This is a genomic window from Streptantibioticus cattleyicolor NRRL 8057 = DSM 46488, from assembly GCF_000240165.1.
Taxonomy (GTDB): Bacteria; Actinomycetota; Actinomycetes; order Streptomycetales; family Streptomycetaceae; genus Streptantibioticus; species Streptantibioticus cattleyicolor.
In genome coordinates this window covers 2,158,484-2,182,355 of the sequence record NC_017586.1, presented here as the reverse complement: position 1 = coordinate 2,182,355, position 23,872 = coordinate 2,158,484, and the positions used below count along the sequence as shown (strand labels likewise).

The following is a 23,872-nucleotide window of genomic DNA, read 5'->3' as shown; positions in this document are numbered from 1 at the left end:
GACTGATGGATTGTTCACACAGTCATGCCCATGATCCCCGGATCCGCCACGTCACCCGCGCCCCACCGGTCACCCTGTGCTCATCCATCGGTACGCAGCTCGAACCAGACGACCTTGCCCCCGCCCACCGGATCCGGCCGCGCCCCCCAGTCCGCCACCGACTCGGTCAGCAGGAAGAGCCCGCGGCCCCGCTCCGCCAGGCAGTCCGGCTCGCACACCACCGGCATCGCCGGGTCACCGTCGGTGACCGAAATCCGGATGCCCCCGGTGATCCTGGTGAACCTCAGCACGCACCGCGGCGACGGCACGTGCTTGTGGACGTTGCTCAGCAGCTCCGTCACGCACATCGCCGCCGCCGTCGTCAGCTCCGCGAGCCCCCACTCGCCCAGCTGCGCCCGTACCGTCCGCCGGACCGCCGCGAAGGTGCGCGGATCGGCGAGCAGACGCAACTCGGTGCTGCGGTGGTCCAGTTGGACGGGGGCGGCGATGGGGGGAAGATCGGGCTTCATGACACCTACGACTCTCGCTGCGCCTGGTGTGACCGGTCGAGCGAAGCGTACGGGTCCCACGGCGGGCGTCCAGGGCGGCCGACGTACCGTTGACGCATGATTGAGCCCCTTCCCGCCAAGCCCACCTCCGCCTCGCGGATCACCCTGTCGCACATCATGTCCGCGCACGACACCAACCTGCTGGGCACGGTGCACGGCGGTGTGGTGATGAAACTGGTGGACGACGCGGCGGGGGCGGTGGCCGGACGCCACTCCGGCGGCCCGGCGGTGACCGGGGCCATGGACGAGATGGCGTTCCTGGAGCCGGTGCGCGTCGGCGACCTGCTGATCGTCAAGGCGCAGGTGAACTGGACCGGCCGCAGCTCGATGGAGGTCGGGGTGCGGGTGATGGCGGAGCGGTGGAACGAGGCCACCCCCGCCCAGCACGTGGCCAGCGCCTACCTGGTCTTCGTGGCGGTGGACGCGGAGGGCAAGCCGCGGGCGGTGCCGCCGCTGGCCCCGGAGACGGAGAAGGACCGGCGCCGCTGGCAGGAGGCGCAGATCCGGCGCACCCACCGGCTGGCCCGGCGCCGGGCGATCATGGAGCTGCGCGACCAGCGGGTGGCCGAGGGCTTCGCCGAGTAACTGGCCCCGCGATACGTCCCCGGTGCGTCGGATGGCTTAATCCTACGATATGAGTTGGCGAACTCTTTACTGTTGCCTTTATTTCCCTTTGCTCGTCTGCCATCATCGTTCCCGGCGCGCCAAGGGGACGTAAGGCCCGGTACAGGTCCGTTGTGACATGTCCTCGGCGCATGGCCGAAAAGCCGTGCGCGGTGCTGCCGAGCGAGCCCCGGGAAATCCGGCCGGCCGGTTTTCCCGGGTGAGTTCCCATCCGGAATCCAAGGAGGACAAATGCGGTACGGGCATGCCCTGCGCACGGAGATCTCCGGTCCGCGGACCACACCGCTGATCGGGATCTACGACATGTATTCCGCGTCGATCGCCGCCCGCCACTACAACGGGTTCTTCGTCTCCGGTTTCGGCTTCGCCGCCTCGTACTACGGGCTGCCGGACATCGGCTTCATCGCCTGGCCCGACATGGTCGCCTTCGTCGAACGGCTGCGGCTCGCCTTCCCCCACCACCACCTGCTGGTCGACATCGACGACGGCTACGTCGACCCGGAGGTCGCCTGCCACGTCGTGCAGCGGCTGGAGAAGGCCGGCGCCTCCGGGGTGATCCTGGAGGACCAGCGCCGGCCGCGCCGCTGCGGCCACGCCGACGGCAAGCTCATCCTGCCGCTGGAGGAGTACCTCGCCAAGCTGGAGCTGGTCCTCGAAAGCCGCCGCGACCTGCTCGTGGTGGCCCGCACCGACGCCACCGAGGAGGACGAGATCCTGCGCCGGGCCGCCGCGCTCGCCGAGACCGACGCCGACGTGGTGCTGGTCGACGGGGTCCGCAGCGTCGAGTGGATCCGCAAGGTACGCAAGGTGATCGGCGGCAAACCACTGCTGTTCAACCAGATCGCCGGCGGCAAGTCCCCCCGGATCTCCCTCCCCGAACTCACCGAACTCGGCGTGGACGTCGCCATCTACAGCACGCCCTGCCTGTTCGCCGCGCACACCGCCATCGACACCGCGCTGGCCGAACTCAAGGCCGCCGACGGCCGGCTGCCGGAAATGGGGGAGAACGGCGTCGGGGTGAAGGTCTCCACCGAACTGCTGGAGAAGAACATCAGCCGCCACCACGCGCCCCCGGCCGAAATCATTCCGCAACCCCTCGCCACGGCTGTCTCATGACCCGTCCGGTGCCACTTCGGCGGCATTACGGAAAAGCCCTCACCGTCACCGCGTCCACCGTGCTCGCGCTCACCGTGCCGACGACCACCGCGGTCGCCGGACAAAACCCGCCCGGCGGCAGCGGATTCACCCTGATCGACAATTCCCACGCCGATTCCTGGCTGGAGATCGACCGCACCCTCAACGCCCAGGCCGGCTCCGGCACCGCCGGCAGCGACCACGACGGCGACGAGACCACCGGCGTCGTCGGCGGGCTCGTCAGGGGCACACCACCTGGTCCCCGGTGACCGCACCGACCCCGGTGGCCGGGTTGACCCTGGGCGCCGGGTTGTCCGGGCGCACCGGGGTGACCCCGGCGAAGTCCTCACCCGCCGTCACCCGCAGCACCGCCCCCAGGCCCTCCTGCGGACGCGGCTCCGCCCCCGGCAGCGCCGCCGCCAGCGAACGGGCCGAACGGATCCGGCCGGGGTCGTAGTCGATCACCGTGTGCGGGGGCGTCCACCACAGCCGGCGGTGGGGCGCGGAGACGACCCGGAAACCGGTGGCCCGCAGCTCGTCGGCGACCAGCCGGCCGCGCGGGCCATCGGTCATCACCTGCACCGTGACGGTGGCCGGATCGACCGGGACCGGCACCCGGGGCCGGGCCGGGTCGTGCGGGCGCCCCGGCCCGGACGCCGCCGCGCTCCGGACGCCGCCGGGCGCCCGCGTCCCCGGACCGGGCGCCCCGTCGTGCTCCCGTTCCTCCCGGGCCGCCGCCAGCGGCTCGTCCCGCCGCACCGCCGCGAAGAGGCGCTCCGCCCGCCGCCGGTCCCACCGCACCGTCGACCCGACCCCCGGCACCTGGTGGTCGGCCTCGGCCACCGGGACCGAGGCGAACTCGGCCGAGGCGGGCGTGAAACCGCGCACCGTACCGGCCAGGTCGAGCAGATCGGTGGTGGTCAGCCCCTTGTCGGCGCGCACCGAGGAGAGCGCCGAGCCGATCGTGGTGGACAGCCGCACCGGGTTGAGCAGCACCCCGCTGCCCGTCGCCCGGTGGATCAGCTGGGCCACGAACCGCTGCTGGCGCTGCATCCGGCCCAGGTCGGCGGAGCCGTCCAGGTACCGGGAGCGCACGTACTGCAACGCCCGGCCGCCGTCCAGCACGGTGGTGCCGGCCGGCAGCTCCAGCCCCGACTTGGGGTCGTGCAGCGGGCGGGCGGTGCACACCGGCACCCCGCCGACCGCGTCGACGGTGCGCATGAAGCTGGTGAAGTCCAGCTCCAGGTAGTGGTCGACGCGCACCCCGGTGAGCCGCTCGACGGTACGGACGGTCAGCCCCGGGCCGCCGACCGCGTAGGCGGCGTTGAGCTTGGCGGGGCGCGGCCGGCCGCCGTGGGGGGCGGGCAGCTCCACGTAGGTGTCGCGGGGGATGCCGACCACGCTCAGCCGGGAGCGGTCGGCGGACAGGTGGAGCAGCATCATGGTGTCGGTGCAGTGGCACGGCTCGCCGCCGAGCCGGTAGCGCTCCCGGTCCCGTTCCCCGATCCGGTCCCGGCCGTCGGTGCCGACCAGCAGGAAGTTCTGCCCGGCGCCCACCGCGGGGCGCCGGCCCAGCCCCGTGAAGGGGTCCACCCGGGTGATCGCGTGCCCCAGGCCGCCCACCGCGATGTGGGAGAGCCCGCTGGTGGTCAGCACGGCCAGCGAGACGGCTCCGGCCAGCCGCATCACGCGCCGTTTGCGCAGCCTGCGGCGGGCAACAGGGGCGGTCATCCAACGCACCTCCGCGGAAGCGGGCCGGTACCGGGCCGGTGGGGGCCTGGAGAAACGTTCACTCTAGGCCGCCGTCCGGTACCGCCCGCGCTCCCACGCCGCCGCCCCGCCCCGGCCACCCGGCCGATCGATCCGCCCTGGCCCGTTCGCGGTAACGTGACGCCGGTGAACGCCCAGCCTTTGCGTACCGCCACCCCCGCGGTCTCCGTGATCATGCCGGTGCTCAACGAGGAACGACACCTGCGCGAATCCGTCAGGCACATCCTGGAGCAGGACTACCCGGGCGAGCTGGAGGTGGTGATCGCCCTCGGCCCCTCCGACGACCGCACCGACGAGATCGCCGCGCAACTCGTCGCCGAGGACCCCCGGGTCCGTACCGTGCCCAACCCCACCGGCCGCACCCCCGCCGCGCTCAACGCGGCGATCAAGGCGTCCCGGCACCCCGTGGTCGTCCGCGTCGACGGCCACGGCATGCTCTCCCCCGACTACATCGCCACCGCCGTCCGCCTGCTGGAGGAGACCGGCGCGGCCAACGTCGGCGGGATCATGCACGCCGAGGGGGAGAACGCCTGGGAGCGGGCCGTCGCCGCCGCCATGACCTCCCGGATCGGGGTGGGCAACGCCGCCTTCCACACCGGCGGCCAGGCCGGCCCCGCCGAAACCGTCTACCTGGGCGTCTTCCGCCGCGAGGTGCTGGAGGAACAGGGCGGCTACAACGAGGAGTTCATCCGCGCCCAGGACTGGGAGCTCAACTACCGCATCCGCGAGGCCGGCGGCCTGATCTGGTTCTCGCCCGAACTGCGGGTCTCCTACCGCCCCCGGCCCAACGTACGCGAACTGGCCAAGCAGTACCGCAACTACGGGCGCTGGCGGCACGTCGTCGCCCGCTACCACTCCGGCTCGATCAACCTGCGCTACCTGGCCCCGCCGGCCGCCGTGGTGGCCATCGCCGCGGGCGTGGTGGCGGGCGCCCTGGTGCACCCGGTGGGCTGGATCGTCCCCGGCGGCTACCTGGTGGCCATCGCCGCCGGTTCCGTCCCGGCCGGCAAGGGCCTGGACGCCGCCGCCCGGGTACGCATCCCCCTGGCGCTGGCCACCATGCACATGTCGTGGGGCTGGGGCTTCCTGACCAGCCCCAAGTCGCTGGCGCGCAAGGTCATCGCCTCCCGCCGCCCGCCGGTGCGGCGGCGCGCCGAGGTCTGACGCCCCTACCAGCGGTACGGCTTGTAGACGTCCATGCAGGCGTGCCGGTCGTCGCCGTGCAGGACGTCGGCGCTGGTGGGCACCGCCTGCGGCAGCGTGCTGCGGTAGTCGGTGCCCTCCGGCCAGTCGGCGCCCACGGTCACGGTGACCGGGTCGGAGCCCTTGGCGGCGCGCACCGCGCCGGCCGGCAGCCCGAGCGCCCGGGCCACCGCGAGCGCGTCCGCCCTGGCCCGTCCCCCGCCCCCGGCCGGATAGGTCACCCCGCTGCCCTGCTGGGAGGCGGTCTCCTCGCTCGCCGCGGCCCTGGTGAACCCGTGCCCGGCCAGCGCGTGCGCCACGTCGCCGGCCCGCCCCGGCACCACCTGTCCGCCGTCGCCGTCGGCCGTGCCGTTGACCACGGTGACCGCGACCGTCCCCGGATCGGGCGCGGCGGCCCCGGTGGCGGACGCCGTGGCGGTGGGCGTCACCGTCGGGGCGGACGGGGAGGTGCCGGCCGACGGCGACGCCGACGCGCCGGTGCCGGCGGTCTGCTTCCCGGCGCCGTCGAACGGCACGTCGTTGCGGAGCATCGACCAGACCTTGGGGGCGTCCACCGGGTCCGGCAGCAGATGGTCGTCGTCCTGCGGATCGGTGATGTTGGGCATCGTCACCATGGTCACCTGGTCCGACGGGATGTCCTGGAACTGGGTGGCCAGGTCGTACAGGTCCTTGACCGAGCCGATCTCCTCGGAGACCCGCAGCGACCTGGTCGCCGCGTCCGCGAGGTCCATCAGCCGCCCGGCGTCGCCGAAGACGTCCTGCGAGCGCAACGAGCGCAGCATCGAGGCGAGGTACATGTGCTGCGCCTCGGCCCGCCCCAGGTCGCTGCCGAAGGAGTCCCGGGTACGCAGCCACTGCAACGCCTGCTCGCCCTGGACGGTGTGGGTGCCGGCGGTCAGCTTCAGCCCCGAACCGCCGTGCGGGATGGCCGGGGTGGGCCGGTCCCACAGGTTCTGCTTGACGCACACCTCCACCCCGCCGATGGCGTCCGCCATCCGCACCACCCCGGCGAAGTCCACCAGCACCCAGTGGTCGATCCACACCCCGGTGAGCTTCTCCCAGGTGGCCAGCGTGCATCCCGGACCGCCGCGCGCCAGCGACTCGTTGATGATCGTGTTGACCGGCGGATAACGGTGGCCGGTGGCCGGGTCGGTGCACTCCGGGATGGTCGTCCGGGTGTCCCGCGGCACGCTCACCAGCGCCGCGTGCTTCCGGTCCGCCGACAGGTGGAGCAGCATCTCCACGTCCGCCCGCGCCGGGCCGCCGGCGTTCTCCCGGCTGCCGCCGAGCGCCAGGTCGTCCGCGCTGTCGCGGCCGTCCGAGCCGATCAGCAGGATGTTGACCGGGGTCTGCCCGGCCGCGTTCGGCTTGGGCCTGGGCACCGAGACATGGCTGCTGCTACTGCGCTGCCCCTTGCGCAGGTTGTGGTTGAGGTGCTGGTAGTACAGCCAGCCGGCGGCGGCCGTGGCGAGCAGGGCCGCCGCGACCAGGGCCGCCAGCCGGCGCAGTATTCGCCCGCGGCGGCGCCGCCCGCCGGACGGGGCGGGCGGGGCGCCGCCACGGCTGCGACGGGATGGGGAGGCAGCCTCGGCGGAGGCCGCCGCGGGCTCGGCCCGGTCGGCGGTGCTGCTCATGGATGGCGGGGTTCCTCTTACCAGCTGTAGCCGCCGGCCACGTTGACCTGCATACAGGCCGTGGTGTCACCGGCGTTGAGGGCGGACGCGGAGTGGGTCAGGCGGTCGGCGGACGGCGGCGGCGCGGGGGCGGGGTAGCCGGTGCCGCCGCGCCAGTCGGCCCCGACGACCAGGGTGATGCCCGAGACCTCGGGGGACTTGCGGACCGCCGACAGCGGGATGCCCAGCGCCTTGGCGACCTCCTCGGCGTCGGCCTTCAGCCCGGCGTCCGGGTAGCTGATCGTGGTGTCGGCCTGGGCCCGTGGCGTGGTGTCGGTGGTCGCCTCGGTGAACCCCAGCGCCGCCAGCCGCGCGGTGATCTCCGCCGCCCGCCCGGGGACCGGGGCCAGCTCCGCCGTCCCGGTGCCGTTGGCCACGCCCACCGCGATCCGGTCGCGCGGGGCGGCGGTGTCGGCGGGGGAGGGGTGCGGCGCGGGACGCGGCTTCGCCGCCGGGCCGCCGTCCACCGGCTGGTCGCCGCGGATCATCGCGAAGAGCGCCGCGGCCTGCGCCGAGGGCACCACGTGCTCGTCCGGCGCCTTGGGGTCGGGGTCCCACGGCATGGTGGCCATGGTGATCCGGCCGGTCGGCACCCGCTTGATGTCGTCGGCCAGGTCGTAGAGCTTCTTCACCGAGCCCAGCCCCTTGTCGACGGTGAGCGCCTTGGTGGCGGCGTCGGCCAGCCCCATCAGCTCACCGGGGTCGGTCAGCTTCGCCCCGGACTTCAACTGCCGCACCATGGCGTTGAGATACATGTGCTGGGCGTGGGTGCGGCCGATGTCGCTGCCGTCCTCGAAGCCGTGCCGGGTACGCAGCCACTGCAACGCCTGCTGCCCGGCGATCACATGGGTGCCCTTGGTCAGCCGCAGCCCGGAGTCCTTGTCGTACACGTTGGCCGACACGCACACCGGCACCCCGCCGACCGCGTCGGCCATGGCGACCACCCCGGAGAAGTCGATCATCATGAAGTGGTCGATGGGGATGCCGGTCAGCTCCTCCCAGGTGGCCACCGTGCACCCCGGACCGCCGTGCTGAAGGCTGGCGTTGATGATGTCCTCGGTCTGCGGGTACGTCGTCCCGGTGGCCGGGTCGGTGCACCGCGGGATGGTCACCCGGGTGTCCCGGGGCACGCTGAGCACCGTCATGCTGCCGCGGTCCGCGGCGACGTGCACCAGCATCTCGACGTCGGCCAGCGGGGCCCGCCCGGCGTCCGCGTGGGAGCCGCCGAGCCGCAGGTCCTCGGCGGTGTTGCGGCCGTCCGAGCCGAGCAGCAGGATGTTGAGCGGGGTCTGCCCGGCGGCGTTGGCCGGCGCCTTGTCCAGCGGCTTGCCGCCCAGGTTGAGGTCGCCCTTGTGCAGGTTGCCGTTGAGGCGTTCGTAGTACGCGCACGCGCCCGCCGCCGCGCCCAGCACCACCACGGTCGCGGTGACGGTGAGCCACTTCAGGACGAGCCGCCGGCCGCCGCTTCGGGGACGGCCGGGCCCGTCCCCGGCGGCCTCGCCACCGCCGGGGGCTTGCTCAGACAAACGTGTCACGCCCGTAAGACACCCGAATCGGGCGTGTGGTTGCGTCCTTGCTTGTTACCTTCTGTTTCTGATCATTTGGCGCAGAGATTCTGATCGCTCGCTTTGACGTGCTGTACATCCGCGGGCGCCTTGGTCGGCGCGGTCAACGGCTGCCCCGGGGCGGTGAAGTCCTTGCCGAGGGTGAGCGTCATCGGCGCCGACGCCGTCCCGGCCGGGCTCTGCTCGAGCGCCGCGGCCGGCAGCCCCATCACCTCGGCCAGCCGGCGCGCCTGGTCCGCCTGGCCGGCCGCGTAGACCAGGGTGGTCCGCGGCGAACCGGCCGCCGCGTTGCCGCCGTTGCTCGACCGGACGATCCCCTGGCTGTTCTGGAGCCACGCCACCGTGTCCTGCGCCGCGCCCAGCAGCCCGCTGCCGTTGAGCACGTTCACCCGCACCTGGGCCGGGTCGGCCTTCGGACCCTGCCGGGGGTCGGCGGTGTGCCCGGCGGCCGTCTGCTGCCGCTTCTTCGCGCCGCCGAGCGGGTTGTCCGCCCGCACCATCGCGAACAGGTCCCCCGCGGAAGTCTGGTTGAGCACCACCGTGGCGTGCACCGTCTCCGCCGGGTTGTCCACCACCGGCACGGTGGCGAACGTGATGTCCTTCGGGTTGACCGAGGACAGGTCCTGGGCGAGGTTGCCGAGCTTCTTCACCGTCCCGATGCCGGTGTCCACGGTGAGCGCCTTGGTGGCCACGTCCGCCAGCCGGTACAGCTTGGTGGGGCTGGTCAGCGTCCCGCTCGACTTCATCTTGCGGATCAGCGAGCCCAGGAACTGCTGCTGGAGCTTGATCCGGTCCAGGTCGCCGCCGTTGCCCACCGAATGCCGGGTACGGACGAACGCCAGCGCCTGCTCCCCGGCGACCACGTGGTGACCGCGGGTCAGCTTCAGCCCCGACCCGCCCTTGTCGTCGATGTCCTTGCCCACGCACACGTCCACCCCGCCGACCGCGGTCGACAGGTCCTTGACGGCGTTGAAGTTGGCCATCATGAAGTGGTCGACGTCGATCCCGGTGAGCTTCTTGACGGTGCGCATGGTGCACCCCGGGTCGCGGCCGTCCTGACCGAGGCTGGTGTTGAAGCGCACGCCCCGCTGACCGGGGATCACCTTGACGGAACCGTCGGACTGCCGGGTCGGGCAGTCCGGGACGTCGGTGATCAGGTCACGCGGGATGGACAGCGCGGTGGCGTTGCTGCGGTCCTTGGCCACGTGGAACAGGATCGTGGTGTCCGCGTGGCCCACGCTGCCCTCGTCGCCGTACTTGCGGCCCAGGCCCACCCGGCTGTCGGTGCCGATCACCAGGATGTTCAGCGGACCGTCGGAGGTGGGACCGCCGCTGCCCGCGTCGCCCACGTCCACGGTGCTGATGTTGCTGTTGAAGTGCTGGTACAGCAGGTAGGCGCCGACGCTGCCGACGACCAGGACGAACCCCAGCGCGCCCGCCGACCACCCCAGCACCTTGCGCTTGCGGCTGCCGCCGGCGGCCCGGCCGCGCGCCTTGCGGCGCCCGCCGCCGGATCCGGCGGCCCGGCCGCGTCCGCCCCGCGCGGCACGCCGCCCGCCGGACCGCGCGCCCCCGGAGCCGTCGCCGTCCGAGCCGACCGCGCTCACCCCGGTGCCGTGCACGGTGGGACGGGACGCGATCGAGTCACCCGCGCGGCCCCCGCCACCGGCCGCGTCCAGCCGCAGTTCGTAACGGCCGGTCTCCGGGTCCAGGACCCACTGGTCGGCGGGGTCCGTCCCCGCGTCCTCCGGGCCGGTGTGTCCAGGGCCTTGCGTGTCCACGGTTGCCCATGCCCTCCGTCACTGCACGCCGCGCCTACCCCCCGGGCGCACGATCGGTCGGTCGTCTCGGTCGGTCGTCGTGTACGCGCGACCGCCCCGTTCCGGCCGAACCGCCCACACTGGCTGCACAGTTCAGCGCCTGACGGGCGCCCGTGACAAATTGCCTGCGTTTACACCCGGGCAAACTGTCCGATCTCCCCGGGGCGGGCGGAGCGCGCGGGTCAGCCGAGGGCCGTGTGGGTGACGCGCTCGGAGTCCCGGCGCCGGTCGAGGCCGCCCTCGTCGAGCCGGTCGAGGTTGCGGCAGAGCACCACCGAGGCGCCGGCCGCCAGCGGCGCCAGCAACCCGGCGGCCAGCCCCTCCCAGTCGTCGTACGGCAGCGCCGACAGCAGCCGCGACCCCGGCTCCAGGCCCAGCTCCGCCGCCCGCGTCCGGGCCCGGGCCACCACCTCGGCGCCGGTCAGCTCGGTGCCGTCCGGCAGTGCCAGCGCCACCGCGTCCGGGTCCACCGGCGCGTACGGGGTGAAGCGGTCGCCCTGCGACGGCACCTCGACGGCGTAATCGGCGAAACCTTCCGGCGCTTGCGGGAAACGTGCCCCCAACGGCCGCAGCGCGAGCGCCATCCGCTCACCCCGGCACGCCCGCGCCCGCTCCAGCGTCTCCGGCCCGCTGACCACCAGGTCGGCGGAGCCCGGATCGCCCTGCACATCGGCGACGACCCCGGTGGAGAAGCAGGCCAGCAGCCATGCCGCGGTCTGCCAGTGGGCGGGCAGCAGCAGCGCGAGCCGGTCCCCGGGCTCGGCGGCCAGGTCGTCCTGGAGGAGGTTGGCGGTCTTGGCCACCCAGTTGCCGAAGGTGGCCACCGACAGTTCGACGCGCTCACCGGTGGCGTCGTCGTAGAAGGTCAGCAGCGGCCGGGCCGGATCCGTCTCCAGCGCGGAACGCAACAGGTCGGCGGGGGTGCGGGCGGTAGTGGTCACGAGGCCAAGCCTACGAGGCCGCCGGTCGCCGGGTTGACGTACCACCAGATGATGACTCGCCATATTTGCCGGTTGTGTCACTATTTGTCCATGCGTGCCATCACTACGCGTGCCATCACCACGGCCGCGATCGCCACCGCCTGCGCGGGCGCGGTCGCGCTCACCCCGCAACTGCTCGAACCCACCCGAGCCTCCGGTACCGTCGCCGGCCCCGCGTTCCGTTCCGCCGCCGGGCACCCGTCGCGCCGCCCGGCCGCCCACGGGGTGCCCGGCCGGACCCACACCCTGCCGCTCACCCGGCTGCCGAGCACCCGGGCGGTGGGCCGGCGCGACGTGGCAGGCGTACCGGCCCGGACCGTCGCACCCTTCTCGCTCCTCGGCCTCACCTGGAACGACCCCGCCGCCCGGCTGGCGGGCACCGTCGAGGTGCGCACCCGCTCGGCGTCCGGTCACCGGTGGTCCCCCTGGCGCCCCGTCCAGGTGAACGACGACGACGCCCCCGACGAGCGCTCCCCGGACCGCGCCACCGGACACCTGCGCGGCGCCACCGCCCCGCTGTGGACCGGCCCCGCCGACGGCGTCCAGGTACGCGCCCTGTCCGCCGCGCTCCCCGCCGGACTGCGGCTCGACATGATCGACCCCGGCCCCGACGCCGCCGACGAGGACGAGGCGGACGACGTCCTGCCCGCCGACGCCGACGACCCCGCCGACGGCGACGACTGGTCGGACGAGGAGTGGTCGGACGACGACACCTACGTCACCGACGACGAGGCCGCGGCCGAGGCCGAGGCGGAGGAGGACGCGGAGGCCGAGTCCCGCGCCGGGGAGGCCGACCCCGGCGGCCGGCCCGCACACGGCCACAAGCCCCGCAGACAACGCCCCCGCGGCCACCGCGCCCCCCGCCCGGCGATCACCACCCGACGCGGCTGGGGCGCCGACGAACGCCTCCGCAAGGGCGGCTACCTCTACACCTCCGGTATCCGCGCGGTCTTCGTCCACCACAGCGACACCGGCAACGGCTACCGCTGCTCCCAGGTGCCCTCGATCATCCGCGGCATCTACCGCTACCACGTCCGCAGCCTCGGCTGGCGGGACATCGGCTACAACTTCCTGATCGACAAGTGCGGCCGGATCTACGAGGGCCGGGCCGGCGGCATCACCAAGGCCGTCATGGGCGCCCACACCCTCGGCTTCAACGCCCACACCATGGGCGTCGCCCTCCTCGGCGACTACCAGCGGACGCGCCCGCCGACCGCGGCCCTCCGCGCGCTGGAACGGCTCGCGGCGTGGAAGCTCGGTCTGACCGGACGCGATCCGCGCGGCACCGCGGCCCTCACCTCCAGCGGCAACGGACGCTACCGGCGCGGCGCCCACCCCCGCTTCCACGCGATCTCCGGCCACCGCGACGGCTACCCCACCGAATGCCCCGGCTCCCGCCTGTACGCCCTCCTCCCCCAGATCCGCCAAGCCGCCGCCCGCCTCCAACACCGCTGACGGTCCGCTACACGCTGCTGATCAGCGGGTTCGCTCGCGCTGGCGGTCAGCCATTACGTGGTGGCCGGTTCGCCCGTTTCAGGGTTCCGGGTGGCCCCGTTCGCCCCTGTCCGGTGGGGGGTGGGGTGGGTTTTGGTTTGGTTCGGCACGGGGTGGCTTCGCCTATTGCCGGTACGGGGTCGGTGGCGCGCCGGGGGTGACTCCTCGCTCCGCGTATCCGCCACAGCTTGGCTCCGGCTGCTGGGTCGCTGCGGGGACACCCCCGGCACACCCCCTTGCGCCGTCGTGCGGGTGCCTCTCTTCGCGGGTGGGGGTGAGTGAGGAGGTTGGGGTCACCCCGATCTCCTTCTCACCCACCCCGTGCCGCAGCGCGGAACACAACAGAACGGGGGCGTGCAGGGGTGTCCCCGCAGCGACCCAGTAGCCGGAGCCAAGCTGTGGCGGATACCTGGAGCGAGGAGTCACCCCGGAGGGCCCCCGGAACCCAGGCAGACAGTGCGCATCCCGCGTTGGACGAATACAGCCACGGGTGGGCGGGGGGAACAATCTGTGACGTCAGCCACGACGAGACGGGGGATCGGGGGAACCCCGAGGAGGCCGGGGCGGGGGAGGGCGTACGGGGGACGTAGCCTCGGAACGGTGGATACGCCCCGCACGCGGCACTGGGTGCCGAACGCACCCCTCGACCTCGACCTGGTCCTCGGCCCCCTGCGCCGAGGACCAGGCGACCCCGCGTTCCGCGTCACCCCCGACGGCTCGCTCTGGCGAGCCACCCGCACCCCCGACGGCCCCGCCACCCTCCGCCTGACCCCCCGCGACGGCGGCGTCCGTGCCGAGACCTGGGGCCCGGGCGCCGCCTGGCTGCTCGACCGGCTGCCGGAGCTGCTCGGCGCCCACGACGAACCCGCCGGCTTCACCCCCCGCCACCGCCTCGTCCACGAGGCCCACCGGCGCCACCCGGGGCTGCGGCTGTGCCGCACCGGGCTGGTGCTGGAATCGCTGATCCCGTCGATCCTGGAGCAGAAGGTCACCTCCGACGAGGCGTACCGCGCGTGGCGGTTGCTGCTGCAACGGTACGGCGAGCCCGCGCCCGGCCCGGCCGAGTGGGTGGGGCGGATGCGGGTGATGCCCGCGCCGCGCGCCTGGGCGCTGATCCCGTCGTGGGGGTGGCACCAGGCCGGGGTGGACGCCAAGCGCTCCGCGACGATCCTGCGGGCGGTGCGGGCCGCCGCCCGGATGGAGGAGGCCGCCGCGATGACCCCGGAGCGGGCCGCCGCCCGGCTCCAGGCGCTGCCCGGCATCGGCCCGTGGACGGCCGCCGAGACCGTCCAGCGCACCCACGGCGACCCGGACGCCGTCACCGTGGGCGATCTCCATCTGCCCGGCGTCGTCGGCCACGCGCTCACCGGCGCCCGTACCGACGACGCCGGCATGCTGGAACTCCTCGCCCCCTACGCCGGCCAGCGGCACCGGGCCGTCCGGCTGATCCTGCTCACCGGCGTCCGGCCGCCGCGCCGCGCCCCCCGGTTCGCGCCGCGCGACTTCCGCCTGATCTGACCGCCGGGGGCCGCCGGGGGCCGCCGGGGTCAGCGGACCTCCACGAACCCCTCCGCGTCGCGTTCCGGCCGGGCCGGCGGGGCCGTCGCGGGGCGGCCCACGGCCACCGCGCCCATCGGGTCCCAGGACGGCGGCAGGTCGAGGACCTTGCGCACCACGTCCCGGCAGAACATCGTCGAGGAGACCCAGGCCGAGCCGAGCTGTTCCCCGGCGAGGGCGACCAGCAGGTTCTGCACGGCGGCGCCGGCCGAGACGACGAACATCTCGCGTTCCGCGGTGGCCCGCCGCTCGTCCGGGTAGGCGTGCGCGCCCTCGTCCACCAGGCAGGGCACCACCAGGTACGGCGCCCGGCGCAGTACGTCCCCGCGGCGCAGCCGGCGTTCGACGTTCGGCGGCGGGAAGCCGTCCCGTTCCAGGTCGGCCCGCCAGGCGTCCCGCATGGCGTCGAGCAGCCGCCGCCGGGAGTCGGCGGACTCCAGCAGGACGAACCGCCACGGCGTGGTGTGGTGCGGCGCGGGCGCGGTGACGGCGGCGGCCACCGCGCGGCGTACCGCGGCCCCGTCCACCGGCTCGTCGGTGAACTCCCGCACCGTACGCCGCAACGTCACCGCCTGCCGCAGCGCCTCCGAGGTGCCCAGCCGGAACATGTCGTCGGCCGCGCCGCGGGCCAGCGCGCGGGCGCCGGGGCCGTCGTCGTCCCGTACCAGGTGGCCCAGTCCGCGGACCACGGCCACCGGCACCCCGTCGGCCTTGCCCTTGACGAGTTCGGCGGCGGCGGCGAGTTCGTCGGCGACGGCGACCACGGTGACGTTGAGTTCGTTGCCGTGCGAGTCGGTGGCGCCGCGCAGGTCGTGCAGGACGGTCAGGCCGGCGGCGCCGATCGCCACGTCGGTCAGACCGGTGCGCCAGGGGCGGCCGAAGGTGTCGGTGAGGACCACGGCGACGTCGACGCCGAGCGCCGCGGCCAGTCCCGCGCGCAGCCGGCGGGCCGAGGCGTCCGGGTCCTCGGGCAGCAGCAGGACGGTGCCGGGGGCGGTGTTGGAGGCGTCCACCCCGGCCGCGGCCATCACCAGGCCGTTGCGGTTCTCCACGATGCGCAGCCGTCCGCGCCGGGCCACCACCCGTACCGTCTCCGCGTCGATGGCCGCCTCGCGGTCGTCGGCGGCGACGACGCGGCCCTCGGCCTTGCTGACGATCTTGGAGGTGACCAGCAGCACGTCCCCGTCGGCCAGTTCGGGGCCGGCCGCGGCGATCAGCGCGGCCAGGTCGTCGCCGGGGCGTACCTCGGGGATCCCGGTCACGCCCCACACCCGGTAGCCGGGCGTGCTCACCGGACCTCCTCGGCGAGCTCCAGCGCCTCGCGGGCCATCGCGGCGGCGGCCTCCACGTCGGTCATCAGCAGCGGCACCGCGCGGCAGCGGATCCCGGCGGCCTCCACCTCGGCCACCGCGGCGGCGTCGGAGGTGTCCACCAGCCAGCCGTCGAGCAGCCCGGAGCCGTAGTGCGCGGCCACCGCGGCGGCGGTGGACTCCACCCCGACGGCGGCCAGCACCTTGTCGGCCATGCCGCGTACCGGGGCGCCGCCGATGATCGGCGAGAGGCCGACCACCGGCACCCCGGCCTCCGCGATCGCCGCGCGGATCCCGGGCACCGCGAGGATGGTGCCGATGGAGACCACCGGATTGGACGGCGGGAAGAGCACCAGATCGGCCTCGCCGATCGCCTGGAGCACCCCGGGCGCCGGCTTGGCCGTCTCGGCGCCGACCGGCAGGATCGCTTGGGCGGGCACCGAGGCGTGCAGCCGCACCCAGTACTCCTGGAAGTGGACGGCCTTCCGGCCCTCCTCCGGGGTGTCGATCACGACGTGCGTCTCGACCCGGTCGTCGCTCATCGGGATCAGCCGCACCCCGGGCCGCCAGCGCGCGCACAGCGCCTCGGTGACCGCGCTGAGCGGATACCCGGCGTCGATCATCTGGGTGCGCACGATGTGGGTGGCGAAGTCCCGGTCACCCAGGCCGAACCATTCGGGGCCGACCCCGTAGGCGGCCAACTCCTCCTTGACCGTGAAGCTTTCGTCGGCCCGTCCCCACCCCTGTTCCTCGTGGATGCCACCGCCGAGGGTGTACATCACGGTGTCGAGGTCGGGGCAGACCTTCAGACCGAACAGGTGGATGTCGTCGCCGGTGTTGCCGATCACGGTGATCTCCGCGTCCGGCGCCGCTGCCTTGAGGCCACGCAGGAAACGGGCGCCCCCGATGCCGCCGGCCAGTACCACGATGCGCATGGGGGACAGTCTCGCAGGCCCGGCGGGGTCAGTGGACGGCCGACTCCCGTGCCGCCGGGCGGGCGCAGCCGTGCCGGTTCATCTCGGTCAGCCCGGGGAAGTACACGTGCAGCGTGACGGCGGGCTCCAGGGTGTCGTTGACGGCCTCGTGCACGTAGCCGGGGGCGAAGACCCGCTGGTGACCGGCGGTCAGGGTGCGCCGGGTCTCGCCGCCGGCGCCGAGCGCCCGTTCGGTCAACTCCCCGTGGAGCACGGTCAGTACGCCGCTGGACGGCCCGTGGTCGTGGAGGCCGGTGCCCTGGCCGGGCAGCCAGCTGAGCAGCCACACCTCGTACCCGGGACCGGTGGCCAGCCGGTCGTACCAGCGGCTGACCGGGTCGAAGCGGACCTTCGGCGCCCAGCGGTCGCGGTCGGCGGCGATGGCGCGGGCCAGCCCGGCGAAGCCGGCGACGGTGGTGGGGTGGGCCGGTACGGGCGGCAGCAGGTGGGGCAGGGCGAGCGGGTCGCCGGCGATGGAGATGTCGGAGTGCGGGAGCGGGGCCGGCGGCCGAGGGGTGGCGCGGTGCACGGGGGAGTCCTCGTGGTCGTGACGGGTCTGGGGGCCGGGCGGGGGCCGTGCGGGTGGTACGGCGCCGGGGCCCGGTGCGGGCGCGTTACGCGTGGGGTGTGCCGTGGTGCCGGAGGCCCGGGGCGGGGTGGGCACGGGTCCGGCGTCGTACGGGTCCGCCGGGGCCGGCGGAGGACGACGGCCGTGGTGCGGGGCGGTCGTCGGCGCTGGAGCGCGGCGGGTCAGCGGCAGCTCGGACAGCGGCGACAGGAGAGGGCACAGTGCACCGGCACGACGCAGCGGAACTCGCGGGCGCGAGTCCGGGCGGGCAGGTAGGTCACTGGCATGCGTACCAGCAGAGCGGCTGAGCGACCGCCTTGTCAACTTGATGCCGGGTTCCTCGCCAATGTTTCACCTGATCCGGTTGACCACTCAGGTGAAAGGTTTGCTCAACCCGATGTCGGGATACCTGCCGCAGCAACCGTCCGCGGAGGCGCCGTTGCGCTTTCGTGATCGGACTGTGATCCACCCCGCTCCGCGCGGCGTACGGGAACGGTGCGCGTGGCTGCCGCGTCTCACACCGCAGACGCGCGGGGCGAGGGAGGCCGCAGTGAACCACCGATTATGAGTGTCATGGTTTGGGCTGATTTGAACACTTACTGCATGCCCTTGGTTCCGCAGAGTGAATAAGGGGCTCAATAGCAGATCTCGGCTTGACCGGCCCGGATCCGCACACTTGTAATTTCAGACGTGTCGTCAAGCCGCGAACGGTAACAACGGCATCACGGGGAAGCGACGGACGGACGAGGGGCGCGCATGACCGAGCAGTTCCAGCTACTGCTGGCCGAGGGGGCGGACGAGGGGCTCGGCTGGCAGGAACGCGCGCTGTGCGCGCAGACCGACCCGGAGTCGTTCTTCCCGGAAAAGGGCGGTTCCACACGTGAGGCCAAGAAGGTCTGCCTCGCCTGTGAAGTCCGCGCCGAATGCCTCGAGTACGCCCTCGCCAACGACGAACGCTTCGGTATCTGGGGCGGCCTGTCCGAGCGGGAACGCCGCCGCCTGAAGAAGGCCGCGATCTAAGGCCGCGATCGAAGGCCACGGCCGACGCCGCCGCCCGGTCCCGGTCCGGGACTGCGAGGCCGCGTCCCGACGGCCCGGTCGAGGCCGCCGTTGCGGGCCGTGTCCCGGGGCGCCACCCCAGGGCGTCCACGCGCAAGCCCCCGGCCCGCGCCCGTCCTGCCGCTCCGCGGCCGAACCCCGGTCGCCGCCGCCGGTCCCGAACCGGTGACGCCCTCGCCGCCCCGACCCAACGGGCTGACTGCCCGTCAGGCCGCTGGACGCCCTGCCACCGAACGCTGCCGGAACCGCACCGCCGGGGAGCCGTTAGTGTGGGGGGCCGTCCGAGGCTCGTCAGCTCCCCACGGGAGCCACGCGCCCACCGCAGTCCAGCGAACCGGGGCCCGCACCTCGATGTCCGTGCACAGTCACCAGGGCGCGTACTCCGCCCAGCCACCGGCCTACGACGGCTACGACGCCGGCCAGGGCCCGTCCCCCGCGGTCGAATTCCCGCGCCACGTCGTCACCGCGGTCCTCGTCGCCCACGACGGCGCCCGCTGGCTCCCCGACGCGCTCGCCGGACTCCTCGGCCAGCACCGGCCGGTACAGCAGGTCGTCGCCGCCGACACCGGCAGCACCGACGACACCCCCCGGCTGCTCACCGAGGCCCTCGGCGCCGACCGGGTCGTCCACCTCGCCCGCCGCGCCGGCTTCGGCTCCGCCGTCGCCGAAGCCGTCCGCGCGGCCGGCCCCGCCCACCCCGCCGGAGCGCCGAACGGCGAACCCGTGCAGTGGCTGTGGCTCCTCCACGACGACTGCGAACCCGCCCCCGACGCCCTCGCCGAACTCCTGCGGGTCGCCGACACCACCCCCTCCGCCGCCGTCGTCGGCCCCAAACTGCGCAGCTGGTACGACCGGCGCGCACTGCTGGAGGTCGGCGTCAGCATCGCCCGCGGCGGACGCCGCTGGACCGGCCTGGAACGCCGCGAACAGGACCAGGGCCAGCACGACCAGGTCCGCCAGGTCCTCGCCGTCTCCTCGGCCGGCATGCTCGTCCGCCGGGACGTGTGGGACCGACTCGGCGGATTCGACCGCCGCCTGCCGCTCATGCGCGACGACACCGACTTCTGCTGGCGCGTCAACGCCGCCGGCCACCGCGTCCTCGTCGCCCCCGACGCCGTACTGCGGCACGCCGAGGCCGCCTCCCGGGAACGCCGCGCCGTGGACTGCGGCGGACGCACCGCCGGCCGCCCCACCGGCGCCGCCGACACCGGCACCGAGACCGCGACGAAACGGTTCGCGCTGCGCGGACCCTCCCCGCACCGGGTCGACAAGGCCGGCGCCGTCTACACCCTGCTGGCCAACACCCGTGGCGCCGCCCTGCCCTACGTGACCGTGCGCATCATCCTCAGCACCCTGCTGCGCACCCTCGGCCTCCTCGTCGGCAAGGTCCCCGGACAGGCGCTGGACGAGGTCACCGGGCTGCTCGGCGTCCTGCTGCGGCCCGGCCGGATCCTCGCCGCCCGCAGACAACGCGGCAAACCCGCCATCTCCCCGGCCGAACTGCGCGCCCTGTTCCCGCCGCACGGCGCCACCGTCCGCGCCACCGTCGAACAACTCCTCGGCAACGTCGCCGGCCGCGCCGAGGCCGACACCTCCTCGGCCGGCCGCCACGGCGGCGCCGTCGAGAGCGGACCCGGCGACGACGACGCCGAGTTCCTCGACGTCGAACAGTTCGCCCGGCTCAAGCGCGTCGCCCACAAGCCGGGACCGGTGCTCTTCGCCGTCCTGCTGCTCGCCTCCCTCATCGCCTGCCGCGGCCTGCTCGGCGGCGGCTCGCTGATGGGCGGCGCCCTGCTGCCCGCCCCGGACGGCGCCCACGACCTGTGGGGCGCCTACGCCGGCGCCTGGCACGCCGTCGGCACCGGCACCGTCCAGGCCGCCCCGCCCTACCTCGCGGCGCTCGCCCTGCTGTCCTCCGTGCTCTTCGGCAGCACCTCGCTGACCCTGACCGTGCTGCTGGTGGCCTCCGTGCCGCTGGCCGGCATCAGCGCCTACTTCGCCTCCCGGCCCCTGGTCGCATCCCGGCTGCTGCGCGCCTGGGCCGCCGTCGCCTACGCCTTCCTCCCCGCCGCCACCGGCGCCCTGGCCGGCGGCCGGATCGGCACCGCGATGCTCGCCGTGCTGCTGCCGCTGATGGCCCGCTGCGCCGTCGCCGCCGCCGGACTCCAGCTCTCCGCCGCCGCCGTCGACCGTGGCCTGCGCCCCACCTGGCGCGCCACCTGGGGCCTGGCCCTGCTGCTCACCGCCACCACCGCCTTCACCCCGGTGGTGTGGCCGCTGGCCGCGGTCCTGTCGGTGCTCCTGCTCGTGGCCCACCTGGTACGCGGCCGGCGCGCCCTGCTGCTGCCGCAGACGCTGCGGCTGCTGTGGGTGCTGGCCACCCCGCTGATCGTGCTCGCCCCCTGGTCGCTGACGCTGCTGGAACACCCCTCGTTCTGGCTGCGGGAGGCCGGGCTGCCCTACCGCGGCGGCACCGCCTCCGGGCTCGACCTGCTCATGCTCAGCCCCGGCGGCCCCAAGGCCGGCGCCGGCTTCCTCCTCGTCGGCCTGGTCCTCGCCGCGCTGGCCGCCCCGCTGCGCCGGGAACGCCGCACCGCCGTGCTGACCGCCTGGGCCGTCGCGCTCACCGCGCTGCTGGCCGCCGCCGGCCAGAACCACACCGCCTGGGCCGGCCCCGCCACCCTCGTCTACGGGCTCGCCCTGCTGGCCGCCGCCGTGGTCGGCGCCGAGGGCGCCCGGGAACGCATCTCCGCCTCCGGCTTCGGCTGGCGGCAACCGGTCGCCGTGCTCATCGCGCTCGCCGCCGGCGCCGCCCCGCTGATCGCAGCCGTCACCTGGACCATCGGAGGCGCCGCCGGACCCCTGCAACGCCGCGACCCCACCCAGGTGCCCGCCTTCGTCGCCGAGGAGAGCTCCACCCGCGACCAGGCCCGCACCCTCGTCCTCGACGGCGACCCCGGCCACGTCACCTACAGCCTGGTCCGCGGCTCCGGCGCCCGCATCGGCGACGCCGAGATCACCGCCGAGGCCGGCCGCGACCCCCGGCTCGACGCGGTCGTCGGCAACCTGGTGGCCGGCTCCGGCGGCGACCAGGCCGGCCAACTCGGCGGCTACGCCATCCGCTACGTGCTGCTGCGCCCCGGCGCCCCCGCCGCCATGAGCCGCATCCTGGACGCCACCCCGGGCCTGAACCGGCTCAGCCAGTCCGGCGGCACCGCGCTGTGGCGGGTCTCCTCCGACGTCGCCCGGATCACCATCACCGCCCCCAGCGGCTCGGCCACCGCCCCGGTCACCGTGGCCGCCGGCAAGGTCGAGGCGCACACCACCATCCCCTCCGGCCCGGACGGCCGCGTCCTGCGGATCGCCGACACCGCCGCCCCCGGCTGGCAGGCCACGCTCGACGGCAAGCCGTTGACCCCGGTCACCGTGGACGGCTGGGCCCAGGGCTTCCGGCTCCCCGCCGACGGCGGCCGGTTCGACCTCGTCTACCACGAGCCGCTGGCGCACACCCTGTGGCTGCCCGCGCAGGGCTTCCTCGCCCTGGTCATGATCGTCCTCGCGCTGCCGGGCCGGCGCCGCGACGTCGACGACGACCTGCCCGAGGAGACCGCGGCCGAACCCCTCGCCATCCCCGCCCAGCCGGTGGCCGGCGAAGGCCGCCGCGCCCGCCGCCTGCGCGCCGCCGCCGAAGCGGCCGAAGCCGCCGACCCGACACGGCAGCCCGCCCCCGGGACCCCGGCCGCACCGCCGGCCCCCGAACCGGAACCCGCGCCCGCCCCCGAGCCCTACCCCGCCCCCCAGTACGGCGACGCCCAGCCCTACACCGACCCGTACGCCTACCCGTACCCGCAGCAGCAGCCCGACCCCTACACCGGCTACCCCGGCGACGGCGGCTACCAGGGCTACCAGGACGGCGGTTACCAGGGCTACCAGGAGCCGTACCCGCCGCCCGAGGGCTACCCCGACCCGTACGGCTACCAGCAGCCCGGGCCGGCGGCTGCGCCCTACGACCCGCACGGCTACGACCCGGCCTACGGCGCCGGCGACCCCGGCAGCCACCACCGCGACGGGAGCGACCAGCAGTGAACCGCACCATCGTCTCCTTCGCCGGCGTCGTCGTGGCGCTCGCCGCCGTCACCGGGGCCGCCACCGCGCTCGCCCCGGCCCCCGACACCGCCACCCGGCCCGCCACGCAGGGCACCGTCGCCCGCAAGCCCGTCGAACGCTCCACCCTGCTGTGCCCGGGCGTCGAGGGCACCGACTACGCCTCCACCACCTGGACCTCCTACACCCCGCCCGGCACCGGCGGCACCGATGACGGCACGGCGAGCCTGCGGCCCGCCCAGCGTTCCGACGGCGCCGGCGGCACCGCCACGGGCGGCGGCGGCAAACCCGTCGCCCCGCTCACCCGGCCCGGCACCCCGGTCACCGCCGACGGCGGCCGGACCACCCCCGCGCTCACCGGCACCGCCGACGGCCGCCTCGCCCCCGGCTGGGCCGCCCAGGCCACCACCACCGTGGACGCCGGCGCCGGCCGCGGCCTGCTCGGCACCTCCTGCACCGCCCCCGGCGCCGACTTCTGGTTCCCCGGCGCCTCCACCGCCGCCGGCCGCCAGGACTACGTCCACCTGATCAACCCCGACCCCACCGCCGCCGTCGTCGACATCGAGCTGTACGACGCGAACGGGGCCGTCAAGACCACCGGCGGCGACGGCATCACCGTCCCCGGCGGCGCCACCGTCCCCGTCCTGCTCTCCACCCTCGCCGCCGGCCACGCCGGCGACCTCACCGTGCACGTCGCGGTACGCAGCGGCCGGGTCGGCGCCGACCTGCAGGCGATGGACGCCAAGGCGGGCGGCGACTGGCTGCCGGCCACCGCGCCCCCCGCCGCCGACGCGGTCATCCCCGGCATCCCCGCCGACGCCACCTCGGTGCGCCTGATCGCCTACGCCACCGGCGACAACGACGCCGACCTCAAGGTGCAACTCCTCACCCCGCAAGGGCCGATCACCCCGGCCGGCCACGAGACGCTGCACGTCAAGAGCGGCATGACCACCGCCGTCGACCTGCCCTCGCTCACCCAGGGCGAGCCCGGCTCGCTGCGGCTGACCCCCACCGACCGGGGCGGCGCCCCCTTCGTCGCCGCGGTACGCGTCACCCGCGGCAAGGGGCTCAACCAGGAAACGGCGTTCATCCCGGCCACCGCGCCGGTCGGCGCCCGCGCCACCGCCGCCGACAACCGGGCCAAGGGCTCCACCATCGCGCTGACCGCCCCCACCGCCGCCGCCACGGTACGCATCAGCAGCTCGGCCGGGAGCGGCGGCGGCTCGCCCGCGACCACCACGGTCACCGTCAGGCCCGGCACCACCGTCGCGGTGGCCCCGCCCGCCCCCGCCGGCCTCAAGGGCACCTTCGCGGTCACCGTGGAGACCCTCTCCGGCGGACCCGTCCACGCCTCCCGGATGCTGGCGCTCCCGCAGGACGCGGTACCCGCGTTCACCATCCAGCCGCTGCCGGACGACGGCGGCACGGTCGCGGTGCCGGTCGCCCGGCAGGACCTCACGGTGCTCCAGCGCTGAGCCACGGGCGTGGG

Annotated in this window: 18 protein-coding genes; 9 read left to right on the top strand and 9 right to left on the bottom strand. The window is 74.6% G+C overall.

Features of this window, described 5'->3' with window-relative positions:
- Positions 1 to 80 precede the first annotated feature (80 nt).
- Positions 81 to 509: an ATP-binding protein gene (locus SCATT_RS09575; RefSeq protein WP_014142804.1), complete on the bottom strand. Its 429-nt coding sequence runs from the start codon at positions 507 to 509 to the stop codon at positions 81 to 83.
- 96 nt (positions 510 to 605) lie between these two features.
- Here SCATT_RS09575 and SCATT_RS09570 point away from each other — a divergent pair, with 96 nt between their 5' ends.
- From SCATT_RS09570 to SCATT_RS09560, 3 genes are all read left to right on the top strand, one after another.
- A complete protein-coding gene (locus SCATT_RS09570) occupies positions 606 to 1,133 on the top strand; it encodes an acyl-CoA thioesterase (RefSeq protein ID WP_014142803.1) in 528 nt (175 codons plus the stop codon).
- Between the two features lie 270 nt (positions 1,134 to 1,403).
- Complete coding sequence (locus tag SCATT_RS09565; RefSeq protein ID WP_014142802.1) at positions 1,404 to 2,288, top strand: isocitrate lyase/PEP mutase family protein; 885 nt, start codon at positions 1,404 to 1,406, stop codon at positions 2,286 to 2,288.
- Positions 2,285 to 2,575: a hypothetical protein gene (locus tag SCATT_RS09560; RefSeq protein ID WP_157894822.1), complete on the top strand. Its 291-nt coding sequence runs from the start codon at positions 2,285 to 2,287 to the stop codon at positions 2,573 to 2,575. Before SCATT_RS09565 ends, SCATT_RS09560 begins: the two co-directional genes overlap by 4 nt.
- On the opposite strand, the gene SCATT_RS09555 is transcribed toward SCATT_RS09560, so the two are convergent.
- Complete coding sequence (locus SCATT_RS09555; RefSeq protein WP_014627764.1) at positions 2,547 to 4,037, bottom strand: LCP family protein; 1,491 nt, start codon at positions 4,035 to 4,037, stop codon at positions 2,547 to 2,549. The two genes, SCATT_RS09560 and SCATT_RS09555, sit on opposite strands and share 29 nt — an antisense overlap.
- A gap of 165 nt (positions 4,038 to 4,202) precedes the next feature.
- On the opposite strand from SCATT_RS09555, the gene SCATT_RS09550 reads away from it, so the two are divergent.
- Positions 4,203 to 5,240 carry a glycosyltransferase family 2 protein gene (locus tag SCATT_RS09550; RefSeq protein WP_014142799.1) on the top strand — a complete coding sequence of 346 codons (1,038 nt, stop codon included), beginning with the start codon at positions 4,203 to 4,205 and terminating at the stop codon, positions 5,238 to 5,240.
- A gap of 5 nt (positions 5,241 to 5,245) precedes the next feature.
- On the opposite strand, the gene SCATT_RS09545 is transcribed toward SCATT_RS09550, so the two are convergent.
- The 4 genes from SCATT_RS09545 to SCATT_RS09530 form a co-directional block, all read right to left on the bottom strand.
- The gene (locus SCATT_RS09545) at positions 5,246 to 6,913 is read right to left on the bottom strand and encodes an LCP family protein (RefSeq protein WP_014142798.1); all 1,668 of its coding nucleotides are present in this window, start codon (positions 6,911 to 6,913) and stop codon (positions 5,246 to 5,248) included.
- Positions 6,914 to 6,930: 17 nt separating this feature from the next.
- On the bottom strand, positions 6,931 to 8,487 hold the full coding sequence (locus SCATT_RS09540; RefSeq protein ID WP_014627763.1) for an LCP family protein: 1,557 nt from the start codon (positions 8,485 to 8,487) through the stop codon (positions 6,931 to 6,933).
- 62 nt (positions 8,488 to 8,549) lie between these two features.
- Complete coding sequence (locus SCATT_RS09535; protein ID WP_014142796.1) at positions 8,550 to 10,298, bottom strand: LCP family protein; 1,749 nt, start codon at positions 10,296 to 10,298, stop codon at positions 8,550 to 8,552.
- Between the two features lie 221 nt (positions 10,299 to 10,519).
- Positions 10,520 to 11,278, bottom strand: a complete 759-nt coding sequence (locus SCATT_RS09530) for a TIGR03089 family protein (RefSeq protein WP_014142795.1) — start codon at positions 11,276 to 11,278, stop codon at positions 10,520 to 10,522.
- A 90-nt stretch (positions 11,279 to 11,368) separates the two neighbouring features.
- Between SCATT_RS09530 and SCATT_RS09525 the strand changes: the two genes are divergently transcribed.
- Positions 11,369 to 12,772, top strand: a complete 1,404-nt coding sequence (locus tag SCATT_RS09525) for a peptidoglycan recognition protein family protein (protein WP_014142794.1) — start codon at positions 11,369 to 11,371, stop codon at positions 12,770 to 12,772.
- Between the two features lie 666 nt (positions 12,773 to 13,438).
- Positions 13,439 to 14,329: a DNA-3-methyladenine glycosylase family protein gene (locus SCATT_RS09520; protein WP_014142792.1), complete on the top strand. Its 891-nt coding sequence runs from the start codon at positions 13,439 to 13,441 to the stop codon at positions 14,327 to 14,329.
- A 29-nt stretch (positions 14,330 to 14,358) separates the two neighbouring features.
- On the opposite strand, the gene SCATT_RS09515 is transcribed toward SCATT_RS09520, so the two are convergent.
- Genes SCATT_RS09515 through SCATT_RS09505 form a run of 3 tightly spaced genes read right to left on the bottom strand, consistent with a single transcriptional unit; the run spans position 14,359 to position 17,181 of the window.
- Entirely contained in the window at positions 14,359 to 15,660 is a 1,302-nt protein-coding gene (locus tag SCATT_RS09515; RefSeq protein ID WP_014142791.1) for a coenzyme F420-0:L-glutamate ligase, read from the bottom strand.
- A complete protein-coding gene (cofD, locus tag SCATT_RS09510; protein ID WP_014142790.1) occupies positions 15,657 to 16,613 on the bottom strand; it encodes a 2-phospho-L-lactate transferase in 957 nt (318 codons plus the stop codon). Before cofD ends, SCATT_RS09515 begins: the two co-directional genes overlap by 4 nt.
- A 28-nt stretch (positions 16,614 to 16,641) precedes the next feature.
- The gene (locus tag SCATT_RS09505; protein ID WP_014142789.1) at positions 16,642 to 17,181 is read right to left on the bottom strand and encodes a cysteine dioxygenase; all 540 of its coding nucleotides are present in this window, start codon (positions 17,179 to 17,181) and stop codon (positions 16,642 to 16,644) included.
- A 795-nt stretch (positions 17,182 to 17,976) separates the two neighbouring features.
- Here SCATT_RS09505 and SCATT_RS09500 point away from each other — a divergent pair.
- From SCATT_RS09500 to SCATT_RS09490, 3 genes are all read left to right on the top strand, one after another.
- Positions 17,977 to 18,240, top strand: a complete 264-nt coding sequence (locus SCATT_RS09500) for a WhiB family transcriptional regulator (protein WP_014142787.1) — start codon at positions 17,977 to 17,979, stop codon at positions 18,238 to 18,240.
- A 390-nt stretch (positions 18,241 to 18,630) separates the two neighbouring features.
- Positions 18,631 to 22,365: a glycosyltransferase family 2 protein gene (locus tag SCATT_RS09495; RefSeq protein WP_014142786.1), complete on the top strand. Its 3,735-nt coding sequence runs from the start codon at positions 18,631 to 18,633 to the stop codon at positions 22,363 to 22,365.
- Entirely contained in the window at positions 22,362 to 23,858 is a 1,497-nt protein-coding gene (locus SCATT_RS09490; protein WP_014142785.1) for a DUF5719 family protein, read from the top strand. The genes SCATT_RS09495 and SCATT_RS09490 overlap by 4 nt, the downstream gene beginning before the upstream one ends.
- Positions 23,859 to 23,872 lie beyond the last annotated feature (14 nt).